The sequence below is a fragment of the Acinetobacter sp. UBA3461 genome, assembly GCF_002381195.1.
In the GTDB taxonomy this organism is placed as follows: domain Bacteria; phylum Pseudomonadota; class Gammaproteobacteria; order Pseudomonadales; family Moraxellaceae; genus Acinetobacter; species Acinetobacter schindleri.
Genome location: NZ_DFRO01000045.1, coordinates 96,331 through 120,135, shown reverse-complemented (window position 1 = coordinate 120,135; position 23,805 = coordinate 96,331). Strand labels below are relative to the sequence as shown.

Annotated in this window: 21 protein-coding genes; 6 read left to right on the top strand and 15 right to left on the bottom strand. The window is 45.3% G+C overall.

Annotation, left to right across the window (positions count from 1 at the left end):
- Positions 1–2: 2 nt before the first annotated feature.
- Positions 3–530: a disulfide bond formation protein B gene (locus B3D47_RS13115; protein WP_071320130.1), complete on the top strand. Its 528-nt coding sequence runs from the start codon at positions 3–5 to the stop codon at positions 528–530.
- 43 nt (positions 531–573) lie between these two features.
- Here the strand turns inward: B3D47_RS13115 and B3D47_RS13110 are convergent, their stop codons facing one another.
- Positions 574–1,905, bottom strand: a complete 1,332-nt coding sequence (locus B3D47_RS13110; protein ID WP_004813848.1) for a hypothetical protein — start codon at positions 1,903–1,905, stop codon at positions 574–576.
- Between the two features lie 247 nt (positions 1,906–2,152).
- On the opposite strand from B3D47_RS13110, the gene B3D47_RS13105 reads away from it, so the two are divergent.
- Both B3D47_RS13105 and parE read left to right on the top strand, forming a co-directional pair.
- Positions 2,153–2,746: a YqiA/YcfP family alpha/beta fold hydrolase gene (locus B3D47_RS13105; RefSeq protein WP_004813847.1), complete on the top strand. Its 594-nt coding sequence runs from the start codon at positions 2,153–2,155 to the stop codon at positions 2,744–2,746.
- Between the two features lies 1 nt (position 2,747).
- On the top strand, positions 2,748–4,628 hold the full coding sequence (gene parE / locus B3D47_RS13100) for a DNA topoisomerase IV subunit B (RefSeq protein ID WP_286862398.1): 1,881 nt from the start codon (positions 2,748–2,750) through the stop codon (positions 4,626–4,628).
- 59 nt (positions 4,629–4,687) lie between these two features.
- Here the strand turns inward: parE and B3D47_RS13095 are convergent, their stop codons facing one another.
- From B3D47_RS13095 to urtA, 9 genes are all read right to left on the bottom strand, one after another.
- Positions 4,688–4,984, bottom strand: coding sequence for an FmdB family zinc ribbon protein (locus tag B3D47_RS13095; RefSeq protein ID WP_286862396.1), 297 nt, complete (start codon positions 4,982–4,984; stop codon positions 4,688–4,690).
- Positions 4,985–5,093: 109 nt separating this feature from the next.
- The gene (gene fmdA / locus B3D47_RS13090) at positions 5,094–6,272 is read right to left on the bottom strand and encodes a formamidase (RefSeq protein ID WP_001163819.1); all 1,179 of its coding nucleotides are present in this window, start codon (positions 6,270–6,272) and stop codon (positions 5,094–5,096) included.
- A gap of 31 nt (positions 6,273–6,303) precedes the next feature.
- Positions 6,304–7,428, bottom strand: coding sequence for an AAA family ATPase (locus tag B3D47_RS13085; protein WP_286862394.1), 1,125 nt, complete (start codon positions 7,426–7,428; stop codon positions 6,304–6,306).
- Positions 7,429–7,454: 26 nt separating this feature from the next.
- Positions 7,455–8,498: an aliphatic amidase gene (locus B3D47_RS13080; protein ID WP_180185311.1), complete on the bottom strand. Its 1,044-nt coding sequence runs from the start codon at positions 8,496–8,498 to the stop codon at positions 7,455–7,457.
- A 242-nt stretch (positions 8,499–8,740) separates the two neighbouring features.
- Positions 8,741–9,439, bottom strand: a complete 699-nt coding sequence (urtE, locus tag B3D47_RS13075; RefSeq protein ID WP_004756673.1) for an urea ABC transporter ATP-binding subunit UrtE — start codon at positions 9,437–9,439, stop codon at positions 8,741–8,743.
- A 10-nt stretch (positions 9,440–9,449) separates the two neighbouring features.
- Entirely contained in the window at positions 9,450–10,208 is a 759-nt protein-coding gene (gene urtD / locus B3D47_RS13070; RefSeq protein ID WP_048882155.1) for an urea ABC transporter ATP-binding protein UrtD, read from the bottom strand.
- Positions 10,205–11,368, bottom strand: a complete 1,164-nt coding sequence (urtC, locus tag B3D47_RS13065) for an urea ABC transporter permease subunit UrtC (RefSeq protein ID WP_004813838.1) — start codon at positions 11,366–11,368, stop codon at positions 10,205–10,207. The genes urtD and urtC overlap by 4 nt, the downstream gene beginning before the upstream one ends.
- Before the next feature lie 18 nt (positions 11,369–11,386).
- Complete coding sequence (gene urtB / locus B3D47_RS13060; RefSeq protein WP_000365952.1) at positions 11,387–12,307, bottom strand: urea ABC transporter permease subunit UrtB; 921 nt, start codon at positions 12,305–12,307, stop codon at positions 11,387–11,389.
- An 82-nt stretch (positions 12,308–12,389) separates the two neighbouring features.
- Positions 12,390–13,628 carry an urea ABC transporter substrate-binding protein gene (gene urtA / locus B3D47_RS13055; protein WP_004813834.1) on the bottom strand — a complete coding sequence of 413 codons (1,239 nt, stop codon included), beginning with the start codon at positions 13,626–13,628 and terminating at the stop codon, positions 12,390–12,392.
- A 204-nt stretch (positions 13,629–13,832) separates the two neighbouring features.
- On the opposite strand from urtA, the gene B3D47_RS13050 reads away from it, so the two are divergent.
- Together B3D47_RS13050 and B3D47_RS13045 are read left to right on the top strand one after the other, a co-directional pair.
- Positions 13,833–17,288 (top strand): hybrid sensor histidine kinase/response regulator, encoded by a 3,456-nt coding sequence (locus B3D47_RS13050; RefSeq protein WP_286862390.1) that lies wholly within the window; start codon positions 13,833–13,835, stop codon positions 17,286–17,288.
- Positions 17,289–17,301: 13 nt separating this feature from the next.
- Positions 17,302–18,222: a response regulator gene (locus B3D47_RS13045; RefSeq protein WP_005220520.1), complete on the top strand. Its 921-nt coding sequence runs from the start codon at positions 17,302–17,304 to the stop codon at positions 18,220–18,222.
- An 85-nt stretch (positions 18,223–18,307) separates the two neighbouring features.
- On the opposite strand, the gene B3D47_RS13040 is transcribed toward B3D47_RS13045, so the two are convergent.
- The 4 genes from B3D47_RS13040 to alc form a co-directional block, all read right to left on the bottom strand.
- A complete protein-coding gene (locus tag B3D47_RS13040) occupies positions 18,308–19,012 on the bottom strand; it encodes a phospholipase D family protein (RefSeq protein ID WP_076752868.1) in 705 nt (234 codons plus the stop codon).
- Positions 19,013–19,079: 67 nt separating this feature from the next.
- On the bottom strand, positions 19,080–19,802 hold the full coding sequence (locus B3D47_RS13035) for a hypothetical protein (protein ID WP_286862386.1): 723 nt from the start codon (positions 19,800–19,802) through the stop codon (positions 19,080–19,082).
- A 71-nt stretch (positions 19,803–19,873) separates the two neighbouring features.
- Complete coding sequence (locus tag B3D47_RS13030; protein WP_286862384.1) at positions 19,874–20,383, bottom strand: ureidoglycolate lyase; 510 nt, start codon at positions 20,381–20,383, stop codon at positions 19,874–19,876.
- 254 nt (positions 20,384–20,637) lie between these two features.
- The gene (gene alc, locus B3D47_RS13025) at positions 20,638–21,645 is read right to left on the bottom strand and encodes an allantoicase (RefSeq protein ID WP_262478648.1); all 1,008 of its coding nucleotides are present in this window, start codon (positions 21,643–21,645) and stop codon (positions 20,638–20,640) included.
- A 217-nt stretch (positions 21,646–21,862) separates the two neighbouring features.
- On the opposite strand from alc, the gene hpxO reads away from it, so the two are divergent.
- Complete coding sequence (hpxO, locus tag B3D47_RS13020) at positions 21,863–23,020, top strand: FAD-dependent urate hydroxylase HpxO (RefSeq protein WP_004890838.1); 1,158 nt, start codon at positions 21,863–21,865, stop codon at positions 23,018–23,020.
- A 128-nt stretch (positions 23,021–23,148) separates the two neighbouring features.
- On the opposite strand, the gene B3D47_RS13015 is transcribed toward hpxO, so the two are convergent.
- Positions 23,149–23,667 (bottom strand): GNAT family N-acetyltransferase, encoded by a 519-nt coding sequence (locus B3D47_RS13015; protein ID WP_004890836.1) that lies wholly within the window; start codon positions 23,665–23,667, stop codon positions 23,149–23,151.
- Positions 23,668–23,805: the final 138 nt, after the last annotated feature.

Here is a 23,805-nt window from a genome sequence, read left to right as displayed (position 1 = left end):
CCATGAAATGGGGTTACCGCTTCGTGAGTGGTGCGTTATTTGCCGCATCCGTGATGGGGATGGCATTTGCATTATATCTAGAACATGTGCAGGGCCTTGAGCCTTGCCCGTTGTGTATTTTTCAGCGTATTGGCCTGATTGGTCTGGGGATTATTTCTTTCATTGCTTTCTTGCATAATCCGAAAGCAAATGGCATGAAACGCCTGTATGCCTTTTTAGGATCACTGAGTATTTTGTGGTCCGCAGGTGTAGCAGGACGTCATGTCTGGCTGCAAAACCTGCCGCCGGATAAAGTACCAAGTTGTGGTCCGGGTCTGGATTACTGGCTAGAAACCTTGCCAATGAAGTCGGTGTTCCAGCAGGTACTCAGCGGTTCAGGTGAATGTGCCAAAGTGGACTGGACTTTTCTGGGGCAGTCTTTACCAGTCTGGTCACTGGTATTTTTCTGTATCTTGTTACTAGTCAGTTTATGGCAGTTATTCCGTAAATATCAGACGGCGCCAGTCAAACGCCTAAGAGATAAATACTGATGCAAATAAAAGCCCTCATTTGAGGGTTTTTTTTATAACTGAATCAGGTCAGAGCAATGCCTTCAACACTTTCCAGATCCATCATATATTCATGGATCTGGTCAAAGACTTTGTCCTCCACACTCGGATAGAACCAGCGCACGATCTGTTCAGCCACTTGTGGGTGAAACCGGATTTCAAAATGGTTCAATCCATAGAAAATCGCTTTATGGGAGTCTGGAACTTTCAACTGAAAACGCGGGTTTGGATGTTCACCGAGCGCACTTTTGACACTGACCAGATAATCCCCAATCACATTGCGGGTGCGGTTATGCCGGTTTTCATATTCAATTGTACCGGCCACCAGATAGGTCTGGATATGCGACGGAATCGGTGCCGGTTTACGGTTATCATCCATTAGGCCAATTCTGACTTCATTATGTTCCCAGTCATCATCCCGAACACTGCCGTGGCGCAGATCCAGAATGCCATTACTGCGGATATTCACCACATGACCAATAATCTTTCCAAACGGGAAGCGTCCCAATTTATCCTGCAGGCTAAAACCAAAGCGCTCTAATGCTGCACCATGATGTGGTGAGCCGAGGCAGACCAGATTGTCGACCATATTGACCCATTCATAGACATGCTGTTTACCATAGAACAGGGCACTACGAGCAACTAATCCGCCCATACTGTGTCCGATCAGATCAATACTGGTAATGCCGGGATTGCGGGTGATCAAGTCATGCAGGGTATTGGCCAGACTACGGCCATTGGCGGAGATACGGCGTCCGGAATTATAGTTGAGGTACAACATGGTATTGTTATCACGCTGCGTCAGCAGCTTTTCACCAATGCCTTCATGCTTATGATTGGACCAGGTCAGATGATTCATGCATAAACCATGCACGAAGATAGTAATTCGACCCGTCAATTCGCCCTGCTGTAGTGAGGTATAATGATCATAAATCACCATCGGCAACGCCATCGGATTTTGATGCTTGATCAGATAGTCGCCAATAATGCCATTTAATACACTTACCAGAAAATGCAGGCTTGGTGTCAGCGGCTTGTCATGCAGGCGTGGAAATTTGGTAATGATACGGCGCAGTCCAGGGGCAACCATGGTATTGCCATAGTGGAACAACAGGTCATAGGAACGTTGATAGAGCCGGACAATGGCAGGCAGGTTCTGGATTTTTTCTGAATGACGTTCACTTAAACCAAAGAAACTATATAAGATTTCACGCTGGATAGTCTTGATCAGTTCTTGGGCAACATCATTAAACCGCATGGTAACAAGCTGAGCAAGTCCTTCCAGTACATCTGCCTGGGTAGGAGGAGTACGATCCCACTTGCAATAGGTTTCATGCAATGGCGTTAAGCTTGTCATCGGATCCGTTCCTTTCATCAATGCGAATATCTGAGACCTTTCTTTTTAAAGATGTTCGCGGTATAAATTCTTCTGAACTTTGATGTTTCTAATTTTTCTGGGAATATTCTTAAAATACCGAGGAACGTGAAGAACTGGTGTGTTTTTTGTCGGACAATTCACCAAAAACAGATTAGATAACGATGATCCATCTCTGATATATAAAATAGATTTTGATTAAAATATAGGCGTTTTTTATTAATAATTGATGAATGTCATTTACTTACACGGCTTTCGAAGCAGCGCTGCCTCGATCAAGGGCCAGTTACTTCGGCAGTATTGCGAAAAAAATCCACAAATTCAGGTGCATTTGCCAGATCTGAACATGTCACCTGTGGATACGATTCAGCACATGTCAGCACTGATTGAGTCACTGGATAATGTAAGCTTGGTGGGCAGTAGCCTGGGGGGATTTTATGCGACACATCTGGTCGCCAAGTACAGTGTGCCGGCTGTACTGATCAATCCGGCCATGCGACCATGGCAGCTGTTCCGCGAACTGTTCGATGATGAGCTGCCGTTACAGGTGCATCCGAACTGGCGTCTGGACGATTCACATCTTGACCAGCTGGAAGGACTAGCACTGCCAATTGCACAAGATGCAGACAAAATACTGGTACTGTTACAACAAGGCGATGAAGTTTTGGATTATCGTGAAGCACATCGCTATTATAGTGCTGCTCATCCTCCGGCGATGCTGATGACTGAGGCCAATGGCAATCACGGGATGGATGATTTTGCGGAGAAGATTCCGCTGGTGTTACAGTTTTTATTGGACTGCATAAAAAAGGAAACCGAATAACGTGTCTCAATATACGGCTCAATCTCTTGAAGTTCTGTCTGGTCTGGACCCGGTCCGTCGTCGTCCGGGCATGTATACCGATACCACTCGTCCAAACCATCTGGCGCAGGAAGTGATTGACAATGCTGTGGATGAGGCACTGGCTGGACATGCCAACAAAATTACCGTGACAGTCTATAAAGATGGCTCGTTATCAGTCGAAGACAATGGCCGTGGTATGCCGGTGGATATTCACCCGGAATATGGTCAGAGTGGGATTGAAATCATCCTGACTAAACTGCATGCCGGTGGCAAGTTTAGTACCGATAATTACCAGTTCTCTGGTGGTCTGCATGGTGTCGGGATTTCAGTGGTCAATGCGCTGTCGACCCGTGTCGAAGTGGCCGTCCAGCGTCAGGGTAACCTGTACAAAATGGCCTTTGAAAATGGTGAACCGGTTGCACCACTTGAAGTACTGGCAGGTAAGGCACCCAAACGCGCGTCTGGGACTACGGTGCAGTTCTGGCCAGAAGCCAAATACTTCGATTCACCAAAATTTGCCCTGAAAGCCTTAAAACATAATCTTAAAGCCAAAGCTGTTCTGGCCGCGGGTTTAGAGATCAATTATATCGATCAGATTAATGACGAGAAGATCACCTGGCAGTTTGAAAATGGTCTGGTCGACTATCTGATGGATGAGCTGGAAGATCGTGAGATCATCCCAGCACCCGCTTTTGTTGCAACGGGTGATGCCGAACGTGCCAGGGCTGAATTTGCCATTTGCTGGAATGTTGAAGGTGGCGAAAGCATCCAGGAATCCTACGTCAACCTGATTCCAACTGCGCAGGGCGGTACGCATGTCAACGGCCTGCGTTCGGGTGTGACTGATGCGATGCGTGAATTCTGTGAATTACGTAATCTGTTGCCGCGGAATATGAAGCTGTCTGCAGAAGATGTCTGGGACGGCGTGAACTATATCCTGTCACTGAAATTCCAGGAACCGCAATTCTCAGGTCAAACCAAAGAACGCCTGTCGAGTCGTGAAGCGGTCGGGGTGGTGCAGAATATTGCCAAAGATGCTTTTGCGCTATGGCTGAACCAGAATTCAGATATCGCCATGCAACTGGCAGAAATGGCTATTTCCAAAGCAGGACGCCGTCTGAAAGCGGCCAAGAAAGTTGAGCGTAAGAAAATTGTCGCGGGTCCAACTTTGCCGGGTAAATTGTCCGACTGTGTAGGCCATGATCTGGACCAGTCAGAACTGTTTATTGTAGAAGGGGATTCTGCAGGCGGTTCAGCCAAGCAAGCGCGTGATAAGAACTTCCAGGCCATCATGCCGATTCGAGGTAAGATTCTGAATACCTGGGAGGTCTCTTCTGATGAGGTGCTGGCGTCTCAGGAAGTGCATAATATCGCGATTGCGATTGGGGTGGATCCGGGTTCGGATGACCTGTCTGAACTGCGCTATGGCAAGATTTGTATTCTAGCCGATGCCGACTCGGATGGTCTGCATATCGCGACTTTGCTTTGTGCATTGTTTGTGAAGCATTTCCCAACGCTCGTCGAAGAAGGGCATCTGTATGTCGCCATGCCGCCTTTATTCCGAATCGATGACAACAAAGATGTGCACTATGCTCTGGATGAAGACGAGCTGAATAGCATCCTGAAAAAATGCAAAACCAAGAATCCGCAAATTACCCGATTCAAGGGACTGGGTGAGATGAATGCCAGCCAGTTGCGTGAAACCACACTTGATCCAAATACGCGCCGTCTGGTGCAACTAGATTTAGATGATGCTCATCATACTGCAGGTTTACTGGATAAATTGCTGGCAAAAAAACGTGCCAGTGACCGCAAAGACTGGTTAGAACAGAAAGGTAATCTGGCAGATCTGGTGGTTTAAACTATCAAATTTAAGCAATCAAAAAATCCCGCCAGAGCGGGATTTTTTATGAATAAAGATTAGACATCGCATAAAGAACAGTTAACGCCGCGGCAATTATGTAAAACCGAGCTACGTGCGCTATTTTTATTGGTACCGGGTCCTTCTACCAGAGACCCTGCAAGTTGTTCTGCGCCAGAAGAGGGGCGCCATTTACTTTTCATATTGATTTTTTGATGACCGGTGATCATCGGTTTAGCTAAAGTCTGCTGTTTGCAATAATTACATTCAATCGTATCGGTTGAGATACGGGCAATTGGAACACGTTGTTCAAAAATTCCCTCGCAATGCTCACAGCGGAAATCATATAACGGCATTTCTGTACTCCTGTAGCATGAAGGCCTCAAATTAAAAAGACGGGTAGCCGAAGGCTTTAGGTTGGATGACTACCCGTTGTGAAGCTAAAACAAAAATAAATCGTAAAATCTAGCGTTTATGCCCCCAGAACTTATCATCGTTCAGCGCACCCTGAGGCAGGATATTCTGTTCAAAAATTGAAGTTGGCAGAGATACGGTACATGCACAATTTGGAATATCCACGATACCGCCGATACGGCCCTCAACTGGTGCCGCAGTCAGCAACATGTATGCTTGTGAACCGGTAAAGCCGAAGTTTTCAAGGTATTTGATTGCTTTTAAACACGCCTGACGATATGCCACAGTGGCATCCAGATAATGGTTTACACCATCTTCAACGCTGATGCCTTCAAAGGTCAGCCACTGGTCATAAGCCGGACGGACATTACTTGGCACAAAGATTGGAGAATCAATATTATATTTCTCCATACCGCCCTTGATCAGGTCGAAGCCTACACGGGTAACACCATCCATTTCGATCGCGCCACAGAAACCGATTTCACCATCTCCTTGCGAGAAGTGCAGATCGCCCATCGAGAAGCCGGCACCTTTTTGATAAACAGGGAAATAGATACGGCTACCGGCTGCCAGGTCTTTAATATCCGTATTCCCGCCATGTTCACGCGGTGGAACAGTACGTGCCGCTTCAGCTGCCATACGGTCGAATTCAGCACCTGTTACGCCACGCAAAACGGCAGTACGTGGATCAGGCGGATTAGCCTGACCTTTAGGCACCAGTAGTGCCTCACGACGATTCCATTCTTTGAGTAGGTCGTGAGAAGGTAAAGTTCCCATTAAACCTGGGTGTTTTAAGCCGGCAATACGCACGCCCGGAATATGACGTGAAGTCGCAAATAAGCCTTTTAAGTCCCAGATGGCTTTGTCAGCTTCAGGGAAATAGTCAGCCAGGAAGCCACCGCCATTTTCCTTGGCAAATACGCCAGAGAAACCGACATCTGAAATTGGCTGAATGTCGAGCAGGTCAATTACCAACAAGTCACCTGGTTCAGCACCTTCTACATAGAAAGGTCCGGTCAATGGATGGGCACGGGTCAGGTCGACATTTTTGACATCAGAAATGTCATCGGTATCCTTAATCTGCGCATCCAGGAAATCCAGACTTTCAATCAGGATTTCTTCACCCGGTTTTACCGAAGTTAGAAATGGCAAATCCGGATGCCAGCGGTTATGTCCAATTTCCGCCTGTTCTGCCAGCGGAACCCCCGGTTTAATTTTAATATGTTGCATGTTTTATCCCCTGTGTTGAGGTCGAATAAAGCTAGTTTTTGATGTTATTGCCCGTGTCATCCATGATGAACAGCGGATCTTCGATCACGCTTTCAACAGGAACTGACTGAACCTGGATCGTTTTGCCGTCATAATCAATGATGATTTGACCGGCTTCTGGATGCTGAATAAAAAACCTGGCGAGTTGTGGCTCAACCAGAACCCGAAAGCGGCGACTCAAGCCTCGTGCACCGAAGCGAACATCGTGTCCGGTAGACAGAAACTGGGTGGCAGCGGGTGTAAGTTCAACTGTGCGGCTCTGCTTACGGAGTCGCTGATTCAGTTTCTCGATTTCCAGACTGACCAGTGTTGGCGCGAAATCAGCTTCAACCGCTTCATACTGCAGAATACGTTCAATACGATTCAAAAATTCAGGATCAAATTTCTTGTACAAGGCACGTTCGGTAATCTGGCTGTCATCCAGTTTGGCCAGTCGGGCCAGTTTCTGAATAGGCTTGGGAAGCTTGGCCAGCTGTCTTAAGCGTGCCTGAGCATCTTTGGCGCCGACGTTACTGGTCATAAAGATCATGCAGTTTTTGAAATCCAATACTTTGGTACCCGCGGTCAGCTTTAAGGTTCCGGTTTCCAGAACGTTGAGCAGACCCCGAATGACTTCGGTACTGGCTTTTTCAATTTCATCAAACAGCACAATACCTGGCTTGGAAAAACTGCCCTGAATATGGGCTTCATCAAACAGGGTATTGCCTTCTTTAGAGCCGACATAGCCTGGAGGGGCACCTGTCAGTGCTGCAGCATAATGTTCCTGTGCCAGTGTGTTCATGTCGACCCGGCAGAATGCATCGGGCTTGCCATGGATTGCCTCAGCAATCAGCCGAACCGTTTCAGTTTTCCCTACCCCTGTTGGTCCGAGCATCAAGGTGACTGCCAGTGGCCGGGTAGGAGCATTAAAATCTGCCTTGACGGTTAAGAGCATGTTTTCAATTTCATCCAGTGCGGCACGCTGCCCAATGATATGACCACGGACATGCTGCATGACTTTTTCAGGATCAAAGCTAAAGCGAGAGGTACGCGCAATACGTTCTTTGCTCTGCATCTCATAACGCTGTTTGGCCAGGGTTTCCTGATTGGCACTGATGCGGTCGCTGGCAAATGTCATATCGAATACCTCCTCTCAGACCAAACTTAAGATACTTCTTTTTCCAAGCCTTCATGTGGCAGATTGCCGATTGGGCATTCCGCAACACCGATGGTAGAGCGGGTAATTTTTTCCACGTTCTCTTGCGCTTTTTGAGCATCCAGAACCCAGGTCTTGTAGAAGTCGAATGGACAGTCCGCAACGCCTTTATCGCCGTCACCATTGTTATAGACACCGGTATAGCCGCGGTGCAGCAATTTAAATAAATGGTTTTGTGACTGGTCGTATTTACGTGCATCACGAATTTCATGCAGTGACAATTGCGCGTATTGGATGCCGTTTTCTTCCGTACCACATTCACCCAAAGTACGGCCGTCGAAGCCGACTACTGCTGAGTGACCGAAGTAGGTGTAGACCCCATCAAAACCGGTACAGTTGGCAACAGCAACATAAACGTTATTTGCCCATGCCATGCATTTCGCCATATTGATCTGCTGATCTGCAGCCGGGTACATATAGCCTTGGCAACGCACGACCAGTTCAGCGCCTTTCATGGCACAGTCACGCCAGATTTCTGGATAGTTACCGTCATCACAGATGATCAGTGACATCTTGATGCCCTTCGGTCCTTCAGTCACATAGGTGGTATCACCTGGGCACCAGCCTTCAATCGGGCACCATGGGATAATCTTGCGGTATTTCTGAACGATTTCGCCCTTGTTATTAATCAGGATCAAGGTGTTATAAGGCACCTTGTTTGGATGTTCCTCATGTTGTTCACCGGTAATTGAGAACACGCCCCAGACGTTGGCTTCAATACAGGCTTGCGAGAAAATTGCGGTTTCCTCGCCTGGAATGGTGGCAGCGGTTGCCATCATCTCGTCATGGTCGTACATAATGCCCATGGTGCTGTATTCAGGAAAAACAATCAGGTCCATACCTGGAATACCCTGTTTGATTCCTTTCAGCATCTCAGCAATTTTTTTTGCGTTCTCAAGCACTTCCGCTTTAGTATGCAAACGAGGAATTTTGTAGTTTACAACTGCTACACCTACTGTATCTGGGCTGCTTGAGATATCACCGTGACGCATTCAAATTTCTCCAACTCTTTTATCAATTCAACTTTATGATTCGAGTGTCGCGTGAAATGCGTTACAGCAAAATACGTTGAATTGCGTATATGGGTGCGTAGACTGGAAGGAATTTTTAAATGTGAATAATCAAATAAAATATTAAAATCAGCTGCCGATTAATTAAGTGAAATAGAAATTAAAAATCCCCCGACGAATCGGGGGATGTAGAGAAAAATTACAGCCAAATTAAACCAGGAAGACTAAACAGACAGGTATTTACTGATGGTGGTCTCATCGACATTTTCACGGACATTTTCATAAGCAAAGCGACCTTTGTCGATCACCAGGAAGCGATCGGCCATCGCCATGGTGAAACTCAGCACCTGTTCAGAGACCACAATGGTCAGATCACGCTGGTCACGAATTTCTTTCAGAGTTCTGGCAATGTCCTTGATAATAGAGGGCTGAATCCCTTCCGTTGGTTCATCTAGCAGCAGTACTTTAGGATTAGTCGCTAAGGCACGAGCAATTGCTAATTGCTGTTGTTGCCCACCCGATAAGTTTCCACCTTTACGTTTGCGCATATCCCAAAGTACAGGAAACAGCTCATACAGGTCATCCGGGACTTTGCCATGGGCAGAAGCCGGTAAACCGGTCTGGATATTTTCCAGTACGGACATGGTGGAGAAAATCATCCGGCCTTGTGGCACATAAGCCACACCGTTTTCTACACGTTGGTAAGGATCCAGTTTTTCCAGATTCTTGCCATCCAGCTTGATTTCACCTTTGGTATTTTTAATATCACCAATCAGGGTTTTAAACAGGGTGGTTTTACCCATGCCGTTACGCCCCATGATCGCTACAATTTCCTTCGGCTGGATCTTCAGTTCCAGGTCGTGAATCACCTGACTTTGTTTATATCCTGAACACAAAGCATTAATTTCTAATAATCCGCTCATAGTGGCCTCCTTAGTGTCCCAGATAAACTTCAATCACTTTTGGATCATTTTGCACATCGTCCATTTTGCCTGCTGCCAGAATTTTGCCCTGGTGCAGTACCGTGACTTTGTCCGCAATGGTTTTGACAAATTCCATGTCATGTTCAATCACTAGCACAGAACGTCCTTTGCTAATCTCCCGCAACAGTTGCGCCGTCTGCTCACGCTCCGAGACACTCATCCCTGCGACAGGTTCATCCAGCATGAGCAGCTCTGGGTCTTGCATGAGTAACATGCCAATTTCCAGCCACTGCTTCTGGCCATGAGAGAGCAGACCGGCGGAGGTATCCAGCAGGTCGGTCAGGAAAATCTTGCCAGCAACTTCACGAATACGCTCATCGACATCTTTGGTGCGTCTGAAGAACAGCGCACCAAAGACATTACGGCCACGCGGGAAGGACATTTCCAGGTTGTCATAGACCGACAAATTTTCATAAATATTCGGGTTCTGGAATTTACGCCCAACCCCTTTACGGACAATGTCGAACTCTTTCAGTTTGGTCAGTTCAATATCATTAAATTTGATCGTGCCTGAAGTTGCTTTGGTCTTGCCGCAGATCAGATCCAGCACTGTGGTTTTGCCGGCTCCATTGGGACCGATCACCACATGGACTTCGTTTTTATCCAGATAGAAGTTGAGATCACTGACTGCCTTGAAACCGTCGAAGGACACGGTGAGATCTTCAATGACCAGCACCGGTTTATTCATTTCTACGCCGACTTTATTCATTTCACGCCTCCTTCTACAATTGGATCGATCGTTTTATCCGGATCACTACTTGGCGGTGGCGAAGTGCTGTCGATCGGTTTCTTTTTCAGGAACAATGGACGGACATATTTTTCATACAGACCCGCTAAGCCATTCGGTAAGAACATGACCACACCGATGAACAATGCACCGAGGAAGTACAGCCATACTTCAGGGAAGGCTTCAGAGAAGTAAGTTTTACCCAGATTCACCAGAACAGCACCATACACTGCCCCAATCAGTGACAGACGACCACCGACTGCAGCCAGAATGACCATTTCAATCGAAGGTACGATGCCGATAATCGTTGGTGACATGAAGCCGACTTGCAGGGTAAACATCGCACCACCAATAGATGACACCACAGCTGCGAAACAGAAAATGAAGACTTTGTACATGGCCACGTCATAGCCAGAGAAACGTACACGTTCTTCTTTGTCACGCATCGCAGAAAGCAGACGACCGAGTTTAGAACTGAGGACAAAACGGCTGATCATGATCACTGCAATGAGCAGCAGGGCATTGATGTAGTACAGGACATATTTGGCTTCATCGGTACGGATATCCCAGCCATGCAGGGTTTTCAGGTCTGTAATCCCGTTAATGCCGCCAGTGAAACCTTGTTGACCAATAATCAGAATGGTCAGGATCGCTACAATGGCTTGCATGATGATCGAGAAGTACACATCACCGACACGACGGGTAAACATCGCGAAACCGATGATGAAGGCAAGCAAGATTGGAATGATGATGATGGCAAACAAAGTAAACCCGAAGCTATGGAAAGGTTCCCAGAAGCCTGGCAAGCTGGTGATCTGGTTCCAGTCCATAAAGTCTGGAATTCCTGGCGTGGTTTGCGCTGCTGTAGATTGCATGTCTGAAGCTTCAAGTTTCAGGAACATGGCCATGCAGTAGCCGCCAATGCCAAAGAAAATCCCTTGACCTAAACTTAAGATACCACCGTGTCCCCAGCACAGAACCAGGCCGATTGCGACAAAAGCAAAAGTCAGATATTTACCCATCAGATTCAGACGGAAAATATCCAGGAACATTGGCATGACCAGCAGGATCAGTACGGCAAGAATCACCAGACCAATCGCACCTTCTTTACCGCCTAAAAAAGCATTCATTAGATTCTTCATAATATCTCTCCTGAATCCCTATTTACGTACTTTGATTGAGAAGAGACCCTGAGGACGCAGCATCAGGATAATAATGACTGTAGCCAGTGTGAGGACTTTAGCGACAGAACCAGAAAGGAAGAATTCCAGAATAGATTGTGCTTGCGCGATACTGAATGCGGAGGCAACGGTGCCAAGCAAGCTTGCAGCGCCGCCGAAGACCACGACTAAGAATGTATCGACGATATACAGCGAACCGGCTGTAGGACCAGTAGAACCGATGGTTGTGAAAGCTGCACCGGCAATACCTGCAAGCCCACAACCCAAGGCAAAGGTTAAGCTGTCAACACGTTTGGTATTGATCCCGACAGCACCACTCATAAAGCGGTTCTGGTTGGTTGCACGAAGCTGTAAACCCCAGCGTGAACGGTAAATCAGAAAGTAGACAAATGCAGTAACACAGAGGGTGACGCCCACCAGGAATAAACCGTTGATTGGAATATCGATGGCTTCCGTCGGTTGATAAGAACCCATTAACCAGTCAGGTAAAGTCGGGCTGACTTCCTTAGGGCCGAAAATAGAACGGAACAGCTGCTGCATGATGAGGCTTAAGCCCCATGTTGCAAGAAGTGTATCGAGTGGCCGTTGATAGAGCCGGCTGATCATGAGCCGTTCCACCATGTAACCGATAATGCCTGCTGTGAGGAAGGCTGCAATGATTGCAATCAGGAAATAGTAAGGTAGGAGTTGAGGGAAAAAACTTTCAGTCAGTGTGGAAATGAAAAATGTCGTATATGCACCAATGGTCAGAAACTCACCATGTGCCATGTTAATTACGCCCATTTGCCCAAAGATAATTGCAAGGCCGAGCGCCATCAATAACAGCACACAGAACACAGAGAGACCATTAAAGCCTTGCATGGCAAATATTGCACCGAATTCTGCAAATGATAGATCCATCGCATCATCCTCCAAGCTTTAAAAAATTGTGTGGAATAAAAAGATCAGGAGAATGGCTTCCCCTGATCATGTGGCTGTTAACTCAGTAACCTTTAGGGAATGGGTTTGGTTTGATTAGACCTTTAGACTCGTAAACAACTTTGAACTGACCATTTGGTTGCACTTGACCAATACGTGATTTGCTCCATAAATGGTGGTTCGGGTCAATTTTTACATAGCCTTCAGGTGCAGTTTTCATTTCTAGGCCTTTAGATGCGGCAGTCACTTTCGCGACATCGAAGCTACCGGCTTTTTCAACTGCGGCTTTCCATAACCATGGACCAAGGTAGGCTGCTTGTGTTACGTCACCTACCACCGCTTTAGGGCCATATTTCGCTTTAAAGGCTTTTACGAATGCAGCATTATTGGGGTTATTCAGGCTTTGGAAATATTTCATTGAAGAGTAGAAGCCCTTCATGTTTTCGCCGCCAATCCCCAGCAATTCATCTTCAGTCACTGAAAGGGTAAGCAGTGTCTGTTTGTCGCCTGTTACGCCCGCAGCTTTCATTTGTTTGTAGAAGGATACGTTCGAACCGCCCACAACTGCTGCAAAGATGGCATCTGGTTTACGCAGTTTGGTTTTGTTGATGAGGGAGCCGAATTGTGTATGGCCCAATGGATAGTATTCTTCACCAACCACTTTACCTTTCAGTACTTTTTCGATGTGGGTACGGGCAATTTTCATGGTGGTACGTGGCCAGATGTAATCAGAACCAATCAGATAGAAGGTTTTGGCTTTTTTCTCTTTTGCCAGCCAGTTCAGTGCTTCAAGTACCTGTTGAGTTGCTTCCTGACCGGTGTAGATCACGTTTTTAGATTGTTCTAAGCCTTCATAGAAGGTTGGGTAATAAAGTAGAGAGTTGTTGCGTTCAATAATCGGCAGTACGGCTTTACGAGAGGCTGAAGTCCAGCAGCCGAAAATTGCAGCAACACGGTCTTTTTCAGACAATTTACGTGCTTTTTCTGCAAAGGTTGGCCAGTCAGAAGCACCATCTTCCTGAATAATTTTGATTTGTCGACCGAGAACACCGCCCTGTTTATTGATCTGTTCAATGGCCAGACGTTCTGCCTGAATCGAACCGGTTTCAGAAATTGCCATGGTGCCGGTTGCTGAGTGCAACTGACCCACATACACAAACTTGTCATCGACTTTAAGTTTGGTGGTATTGACCTTTGCTGTTGCAGGAACGCTGGCATTGGTCAGTGCGGGTGCCAGCAGGAATGGAACAGCAAGTAAACCTGCCAGTAATCCAGATGTCTTTACTTTTGATTTCAAGCTCATGTCGGGTTCCCCTATAGAATTAGATGTGCTGATGCGCTTAGTGATTGGTTTGCGCTTGGTATGGAACTAAGCCTAAGGGGAGTTAAAAAATGAGCATATACGTCACTTTACGTATATAGCATTCAGTCGGATTATTTTTAGATACTGATAGACTGGGCATAGTTATTGCTTTTAAGAGCAGATATTTAGCTTTATTTGATCTGTATGGACCCAACAGCGAATACCAGTCAGGCACCGCAGCGCGTCATTCATACCCGGCGTAAATACAATACCTGGGTGGTCGATGAAAGTATTGAGGATTATGCCCTGCGCTATGCGCCTAAATCCGTCCGGAAATGGTCACTATGGACAGTGACCAATACGGCGCTTGCGGCCGTCAGTTTCCTGGCAATGGAGGCACTTGGAGCCACCATGCTCTGGCAATACGGTTTCGGTAATGCTTTCTGGGCCCTGGTGGTTGTGGCGATTATCATTTTCCTGACCAGCTGGCCGATTGGTTATTATGCTGCCCGTTATAATGTCGATATTGATTTACTGACCCGTGGTGCCGGATTTGGCTATATTGGCTCCTCCATTACCTCGGTCATTTATGCCAGTTTCACCTTTATCTTTCTCGCCTTTGAAGCCGCCATCATGGCGCTGGCATTGGAGCTAGGCTTAGGGATACCCCTGAGTATTGGCTACCTGATTTCAGCACTGGTGATTTTGCCATTGGTGGTCAAAGGTATTGGCTTCATCAATAAGGTGCAGGCCATCACCCAACCACTCTGGTTATTCCTGCTTTTATTACCATGGTGCTTTGTGTTGGTGAAGCAACCTGATTTGATCAGCAATCTTGCATTGATTGAGGGCGCAAAAAGTCAGAGCGCTGCCTTTAACCTGTCTTTTTTTGGTGCATCCTGCACGGTGCTCTTTGCCCTGATCACCCAGATCGGAGAACAGGCGGATTATCTGCGGTTTTTACCCGATAAAAAACATATTCAGCGTAAATGGAATTGGGCAGTCTTTTTAGGTGGACCAGCCTGGATTCTGGGCGGATTTATCAAGATATTCATGGGTATGCTACTTATGGCGCTGGCAATGCAGTATCTGGTTGCCGATTCTGAACTGAGTAACCCCAATTATCTGTACTGGATTGCTTACCAACAGGTGGTCAATCATCCCGGTATTGCTTTATTTCTGACGGTTTTATTTGTCTGCATCGCCCAGATCAAGATTAATGTTACCAATGCCTATGCAGGGTCATTGGCCTGGTCGAACTTTTTTGCGCGTCTGACGCATAGCCATCCAGGGCGCGTAGTCTGGCTGGTATTCAATATCTTTATCGCCTTGCTATTGATGGAACTTGGGGTAATCCATGCAGTGGAGCGCGTACTTGGCTTGTACAGTAATGTGGCCCTTGCTTGGATCGGTGCCATTGTTGCGGATCTGGTGATCTGTAAACCACTGGGATTGAGTCCAAAAGGAATTGAATTTCGACGGGCCTATCTATATGACATTAATCCGGTTGGAGTCGGTAGCCTGATCATTGCATCGGTCTTATCCATGCTGTGTTACTGGGGCGTTTTTGGAGAGATTGCCCGATCCTTGGCCGGTTTTATTGCATTGGGTACGGCGATGTTATGTGTACCGCTAATTGCTTGGTTTACCAAAGGTAAATATTACTTGGCACGTCAAGAAAAGCCTGAGTTGGAGCTGCTCGAAACCCAAACCTGTGTAGTCTGTGAGCATGATTATGAAACTGCAGACATGGCCAGTTGTCCAGCCTATAGCAGTCAGATCTGTTCTCTGTGCTGCACGCTTGAAGCACGTTGTCATGACCTGTGTAAGCCGCATGCACGCTGGTCTTCACAGCTCAGAGTTTTTGCAGCCTGGTTCCTGCCGAAATACTGGGTACAACATATTAATACCCGATTGAGTCTGTATATCCTGCTGATTTTCGTCTTAGGCGTAGTGCTGGCAGTCAGTCTGAGCCTGATCTATTTACAGGAATCTGCCAGCTTGGGCGCTTTGTCACAGCAGCAGGATGCGCTGACAATGCTGTTCGTCAAAATCTATGCTGTACTGTTTTTACTACTGTGTGTGGCCGCCTGGTGGTTAGTGCTGAATGATGAAAGCCGACGTCAGGCACAGCTGGAAAGTAATACCCAGACTCAATTGCTGATGGATGAGATTGAAGCGCATAAAGTTACTGATCGCCAGTTGCAGGATGCCCGCATTCAGGCTGAAAAGGCCAATGAAGCCAAAAGCCGTTATGTGATTGGTATCAGTCATGAATTACGCACGCCGTTGAACAGTATTCTCGGTTATAGCCAGCTACTGCAGAAACAGGAAAAACTGTCTGAACAGGGCGAATCTGCCCTGGGCGTGATTAGCCGGAGCGGTCAGCATCTGACTTCTCTAATTGATGGTCTGCTGGATTTAGCACGGATTGAAACTGGCAAGATTTCTTTGGAAAATTCCAATATCGACCTGCCAAAATTTCTTAAACAGATCGTGCATATATTCGAGCCACAGTTTGCCCAAAAGCAGCTGAACTTTGATGTGGAGATCAGTAGCAAGATTCCACAGTATGTCCGTATTGATAAAAAACGTCTGGAACAGATACTGATTAATCTGTTGGGTAATGCTTTGAAATTTACTCTGGAGGGGGAAGTTAAATTTAAGGTCGATTACCGTTTTCAGACCGCTTATTTTGAAATTCAGGATACCGGTTGTGGGATTGCTGAGTCGGATGTTGAGCGGATCTTCCAGCCTTTTGAGCGTGGTCGTAATGTGGTACAGGGCAGCTTTGCTGGCACGGGTTTGGGGCTGCCAATCGTGAAGCTCTTAGTCGATATTCTCGGTGGCGAGCTGACCCTGAGCAGCCAGTTAAAACAGGGTTCAGTGTTTAAAATAAAACTGTATTTACCTTCTAAATCCCTGATCCATCCGATCGCGGATGTTGCCTCTAATACCGTGACCGGTTATACCGGAGAACGCCGTAAAATACTGGTTGTTGATAATGAAGCGACTGACCGTGGTCTGGTTCTGAATTTCCTTAAGCCCTTAGGTTTTATTTTAGAAGAGGCAGAATCAGGTTTAGCCTGTTTGCGTCAGGTTCCAGAATTTAATCCTGATCTGATTTTGATGGATTTAAGTATGCCTTTACTGGGCGGCTGGGAAACGGCGAAATTGCTGCGCCAGAATAAAATCACCAATGTACCGATTATTATTATTTCTGCAGATGCCAATGAGCGGAGGATTAATCCGGAAACCGATGTTCTCAACGAAGACTTTTTAGTAAAGCCGGTCGATCTCAATTTATTATTAAACAAAATTGGTGATAAATTGGGCTTAAGCTGGCTGCATCAGCATGAGCAAAATCCAGAACAAGAACAAGCTGCTGATCAGGAAGCCCAGATCCCCACGGTGGTGGTTGAAAGCAAAAATGAAGTGCACCCATCCATTCCATTGTTGAACGTGGCAGAGGCGGTCCTTCAGCTGGAACAGCATTTAAGTATTGGTTTTATCCGGGGGGCAAAAGATGTCCTGCATGAATGTGGCCAGCACTTTGAACAATATAACGATATATGGCATCAGATTGAGCAGGATTTAAAACAATTTGATTTTAAAAGAGCAATTCAGCGACTTCATGAGCATGCAGATGTGCTGAAGTAGGGGTAAGGTGGACATGTTGGAAAGTATTTTGATTGTGGATGATATACCTGAAAATCTAAGTCTGTTGCATGAGAGCCTGGATCAGGCTGGCTATCAGGTACTTGTAGCGACCAATGGATTTGATGCAATTGAAATTGCGCATCGCATTCAGCCTGACATGATCCTGCTTGATGGCAGTATGCCGGAGATGGATGGTTTTGAAACCTGCACTCAGCTTAAAGCCAGTCCAGTGACTGAACATATTCCAGTGATCTTTATGACCGGGCTGACAGAAACCGAACATATCCTCAAAGGCTTTCAGGTCGGTGGGGTAGACTACGTCACTAAGCCTTTAAATATTGATGAAGTTCGGGCACGAGTAAAAACCCATTTGTTACAGGCTCGTTTAATGCATCAGCAGCGACAAATGCTGGATGCAACCGGCAGTGCGATTCTATCGCTGAATCTGGAAGGTGAAATTATCTGGCAGACCCCAATCGTCAGTGAATTGCTGAAAAATCATCAGGTGGATGTACAGCATTTTCAGTCCAGTTTGAATCAGTGGCTACAGGACTTGCTCAAGCAGCCAGATCAAGCACACTTACTGCATGGTCAGTATGGTCATGGCCATCAGCAGTTACAACTTAACCTGCTCACCAAACTGTATGCAGGGCATATCTCTAAACATGTTTTGGTACAGTTGAAAGAGCAGACTCAAATGCCGAGCGCAGAGGAAATCGCGCAGGCCTGTCCAAACCTGACGCCGCGTGAAGCAGAAGTGATGCATTGGGTCACGATGGGGAAGACCAACCGGGATATTGCCGAGATCCTGCAACTCAGCCCGCGGACGGTGAACAAGCATCTTGAGCATGTCTTTGAAAAGCTCTATGTAGAAACACGGACGGCTGCGGTATTGCATGTCATGTCAGCTTGTCAGAATCAGGCAGTGGCTTAGTTTTCCCTTAGTAGAGGAATCTTTGGAGGATTTGCGACCTCACCCCAACCCTTTCCTAGAAGGAGAGGGGACTTAAAATTTTTATTTAGATCTCGGTATTTTCATTCCAGAGGAAATAGCCGCCATACTGACTTGGTCTAAACTCACCACCAATTTCTTTTCCTTGCTCCGTTAGAAAGTGTTTACCATTTTCATTGATTTTTAGAAAACCTTTCTCTGTCATCTTATCGAGTAAATCAGCGGTTTTAATTTTGTGCTTTGCGGCGAGTTTAGACGTGGTAAGTCTAGAAAAAGTATTACTTTCTTCATCTATCTCAGTTTCTTTAGAAACAGATTCATTTTTCACTTCATCTAGACTAATTCGGACTTCTTCACTGATACGTATAATCCGCTGAGCTTCCTCGTAGGCTTCTTTAAAGACAATATCATCTTCGTATTTGCGAACCAGAATGCCCATCTCATTATTATTGACCTGACTAAACTCATAGAGATTTAAGCTTGAGATAATACATTCAGACTCATTGAGATAGCATTTAGCATGTAAGTTCTTACAGAAACTAAGACGGACATAATCAAGTTTTTGCAGCCATTTAATCTCTTCTGGATGTAGATCGCTCTTCCCATATACGATGCGAATATCAATTTTTAGCCGATCTTTATCTTCTAATAACTCTTTAATTCGATCATTCAAACGTAAGTATGGACTAATCAGGATTAAACGTTCTTTTGCACTCTTAATCAGCTCTTCCAGGAAGAAATTCGTTGCGCTGGTATTTAAAAATTTTGCCATCGTTTCCCTCTAATCTATTTTTATTGTCTGCGGTATATTAAATGATAATTTTTATAAAATTGAAGATTTATTCAACTTTCAAATAAACTCCACTCGCCGACACATTATGACCAAAACCACAACTCATGATGTTAGTTTCTTTTACATGAAGCTGCTGCCCAACTTTTGAATCAAATTTAAAATCCAAATCAATTTTACAGTCATTTGCACGATAGCTGGTTTGAGTTTGATTAAATGGCATGGTGGTCTGGAATTTACCGATATTCGGTCCATAAATCAGACTGCGAATTCCCATATATAAGCCATTAAATTCTATTGCATAGGACTTTGCAGTACGTTTCACTTCAATAGTATTCCATTGCCCAAAACCCGCGTAACGTACATATTTTCCAGACAGGTGAGAACTTTGCCTTGGGGCAGGAAGCTGTTTCAAGTTGAACTGGCTGTTTTTAGCGTCAGGATAGACAGAAAACCAGGCACGTGCCCATTGCGGTTTGCCTAGTTTGGCATAACTCAGACCAACATTATTAAACGCAGTACTCATTGCGTGCTCGGTAAAAGCAATGCCCCCATCTTCTACATTCATACTGCAAAAGCTTGACCATACTGCCTGTTGTTCAAACTGTTCAACGGCCTGAGCATACTGTTTCTGATCATAGAATTGCTTGCCAGTGGCTGCATGGCTTTTGACCTTGGCACAACCAGCCCGTAATTCCTGTTGAAAGGGGGTATCTGAAAAACAAAGAGGACTCAAAGCAGTCAGGGCGATAGTAGCTAAAGATTTATACATGGTTTGCTCAGTTTTAATTCTTATTCTGAATAAAACACACAGCATACTTCAAGTAAATATTGGTCTTGTGATTAGAAGAGATTTCCTTCAATTTTGAAAGTTTCAGGAAATTGATATACATCGCAATTATGTCCGGTACCAATTCGGTCAACCACGGCAAAATCACTGGGTGCCTCTAGGGTCAGCAGGGGATGATGCCAGGTACCTGCCCGGTAATTGACCCCCTGTGTCCCATCTGTAATAAATGCACAAAGCTGAGACAGATCCGGAGTATCTGTATCCAAACTTGGTGCAACCACAATCAGGAACTTTTGTCCCCGCATGGGGATAAAGGTTTGAGAACCATTCGGATGTCGTTCCAGCATGGAGATTTCAAAAGGAATTTGTGTACTTTTAATATTTCTAAAAATACTGATCCCCGCTTTGGCATCTCCTATAATTTCAGTCATCACCAGTGCATGATAACGCTCGGTATGTGCATCGTTGATATGGAAATAGTCATTACCCTGACAGCTGATGACTTCACCAAAACGAGCAAAGTTTTCACTGGTTAATAGCTGAATCTGAATCGTATTTTTCATTCTTTTACATTCCATTTACGCGCGTTTTTATGACAAAACTTTCTTGATTAATCTCGCTATTTTATCCCTGTATATTAAGTAAACAAGAAGGATACTTTGAGGAAAATGTGAGTAGAAAGTAAATGAGCGGATTCGATCTGTCAGAAAGTATGGATAAAGTTTAGCAGTGAACCCGATTCTGAGATCAGGTCCACTGCCATCTGTTAAAACAGCTGTTCGATTGACCATCCTGTGGAGAGGGAGGGTCAATCGCATTAATCAGCTACCTTTCCCCATAAACGGATACGGCTAATACCGCCATCAGGAATCATATTCACACGGATATGTGAAATCTTTTCATGTGCCAGAATTTCATTGATAAAGCTATGCACATGATCCATCTGCATGGGCTGGGCTTCAAGCAGGAAAGGCCAGAACATACTTTGTGGAATCAGTTGCGGATCAGTCGCATCTTCTATATAGACGGCTTGAATGGAGACTTCTGCTGGATAGTTACCTTTGAAGTGTGCAGTATCAATATCAATTTTTTCAATTTTTCCAGCTTGGCCTAAAGCCAGAATACACCAGTCAAAACCTGGAGCACGGCGACGTTTGGTTTCCCAGCCATCGCCCATATTGATGCCACGGCCTGGGTTAATCAGGTTACGTGGATGACCAAAATGCGCATCACTGTAGGCAATCACACGTCCGCCATTTTCCAGTGCCAGCAGATCCAGAGTTTCATTGCTGTCTTTTAACTGAATCTGCACATCTCCATAAACGCGCAGACGGGCTACACCACCATCCGGGTAGATATTTAAACGCAAATGGGTATAAGTGTTTTCTGAAGCAATTTGAAAAATATGATGCTGGCTTGGACCTAATATACTATTTGGTAAAATTTGGTGCCATTCAACCTGCTCCAGGTTCTGATCTGGTGCATAGCAGGCTTCAACTGCAGCAGAGGCAGGATAGTTGCCACTAAAAAAAGTGGTATCAATATCCAGTGCACTAATTTTTCCTGCAACACCAAGCTTTACAATTGCCCAGTCATAGCCGGCATGACGCTTGCGGCGGGTTTCCCAACCATCCATCCATTTGCCATGATCATCGAACTTATCTTCGACAAAAATAGGTGCTGTAAATTGGAGCATGCGCTGTGCTTCAGCAAAAAAATCATCTGAACATTGCAATACTTTTGCACCAATACGTTCATCTGCCAGATTAGTAAGTTGCTGTAACTGTGCAGGTATTTCAAAAGCAGGTGCAAACAGGGTCGCCATATCAATCTTCCATTCTAAATTTATTCAACTGTCATTTTCTACGGGCTAAAGATAGCCAATGCCCTGTTTTTTTCTCCCCAAAACAAGGCAGTACTTTAAAAAATAATGCACAGCATGTGCCAACTTAAATCTGGGTATTTGAAGCTATTCGGAAAATGGCACACTTTTCGCTTTGTCTCCCTGAGATGGATCAACATTTATGAACTTAGGGGGAACAATGAATATCACCATTATTGGCGCCGGGATGGCGGGCTTAACCACAGGCATTGCATTAAAGAAGTTCGGACATCAGGTCAGCATTTATGAGCAGGCCGAACAGATTTTGCCCGTGGGTGCTGCGATTTCTCTCTGGTCCAATGGGGTGAAATGCCTGAATTATTTAGGTTTAACTGACCAGGTCGCCCAACTGGGCGGGCAGATGGATAATCTGGCTTATGTTGATGGTCTGACTGGCGATGTGATGACCCAGTTCAGCCTTTATCCGCTGATTGAAGAAGTAGGACAGCGTCCATATCCGGTCTCTCGTGCCGAATTACAGAATATGCTGATGGATGAATTTGGTCATGCTGATATTCATCTCGGTAAAAAAATGGTGGCGCTCAATGATGATGGACAACAGGTCACCGTTAGCTTTGCAGATGGTTCAGAAATTCAAACAGACTTGCTGGTTGGTGCCGATGGAACCCATTCCATGACCCGTGCTTATGTGCTTGGTGAAAATGTACCGCGTCGATATGCCGGTTATGTGAACTGGAATGGTCTGGTTGAGGTATCGGAAGATTTAGCCCCTGCTGATCAATGGACCACTTTTGTCGGTGAGGGCAAACGTGCTTCACTGATGCCGGTTGCAAATAACCGTTTCTATTTCTTTTTTGATGTGCCGTTGCCAGTAGGTCTGGAAAATGACCGTAGCCAATATAAAACGCTACTCAAAGAATACTTTAAAGGCTGGTGTCCTCAGGTTCAAAAACTGATTGATGCGATTGATGAGCAGCGTACCAACCGTGTCGAGATTCATGACATTGAACCATTTGACGATTTTTATAAAGGCAATGTGGTCATTGTTGGTGATGCAGCCCACAGTACAACACCGGATATTGGTCAAGGTGGATGTCAAGCGATGGAAGATGCCATCTATTTGGCTCGTGCACTTCAGATCAACACACTGGGATTGCAGGACTCGTTACGTCGCTATCAGAATAAACGCAATGAACGTGCGAATGAATTGGTGCTTCGTGCGCGCAAACGCTGTGATGTCACCCATATGAAAGATAAAGAAGTGACGATGGAATGGTATGAAGAATTACGCCGCGAAAATGGCCCTCATATCATGAAAGGTATTATTAGTAATATTATTGGCAATCCTTTGGACTAAAAATTGCATGAAAATTCATGATAATAAGCATATAAAATAATAATGGTAATTTATCAGCAGAAGGGCGCAAGCCCTTTTTTTTTATATCTGTATTTTCTTATTCCTGTCAGTTTTGAATATAGGGAAATCTAAAGTGAATTTTGATCCAGGTTAAGTTGAAGTAAGACCAGGTCACGCCACTGCCCAAATTTTTCTCCAACCTGCGGCATATAGCCAGTTTGTATGAAGCCCAGTTTTTGATGCAGATAAATTGAAGCTATATTTTCCGAGTCAATTGCTGCCACCATAATATGCATGCCCTGACTTGTGGCAATTTCCATCAAGCGTAATAACAACTGTTTTCCTATTCCTTGGCCAGTGTAATCATGATGTAGAAAGACAGCATGCTCAATTGTTTTATAGAAGCCCTGAATACTACGGAACTCATCATAGTTAGCATAGCCAATCACTTTGCCTGTAGGTTGATGTTCTGCAACGAGTATTGGATTGTTCTGATCTTGAAGTGCCTTAAACCAAGTCTGTATATCCGACAGTGCCATCGCAGTATGATTCCAGGTCGCAGTACCATTTAGGATTTCCTGATTATAAATATCACGGATACTCTCAAGGTCGTTTACATTTGCTTCACGGATCTGAACTGCACTCATTGAGGCACCTATTGATCAATTAAATTAAAGAAATAAAAAAGCAGAACCGAAGTTCTGCTCTTAAGATATCATCTCTTAGAAGTGATACTTCACAAGAGCACTGACATCATTTTGGCTCTTATTAGAACCATATTTATT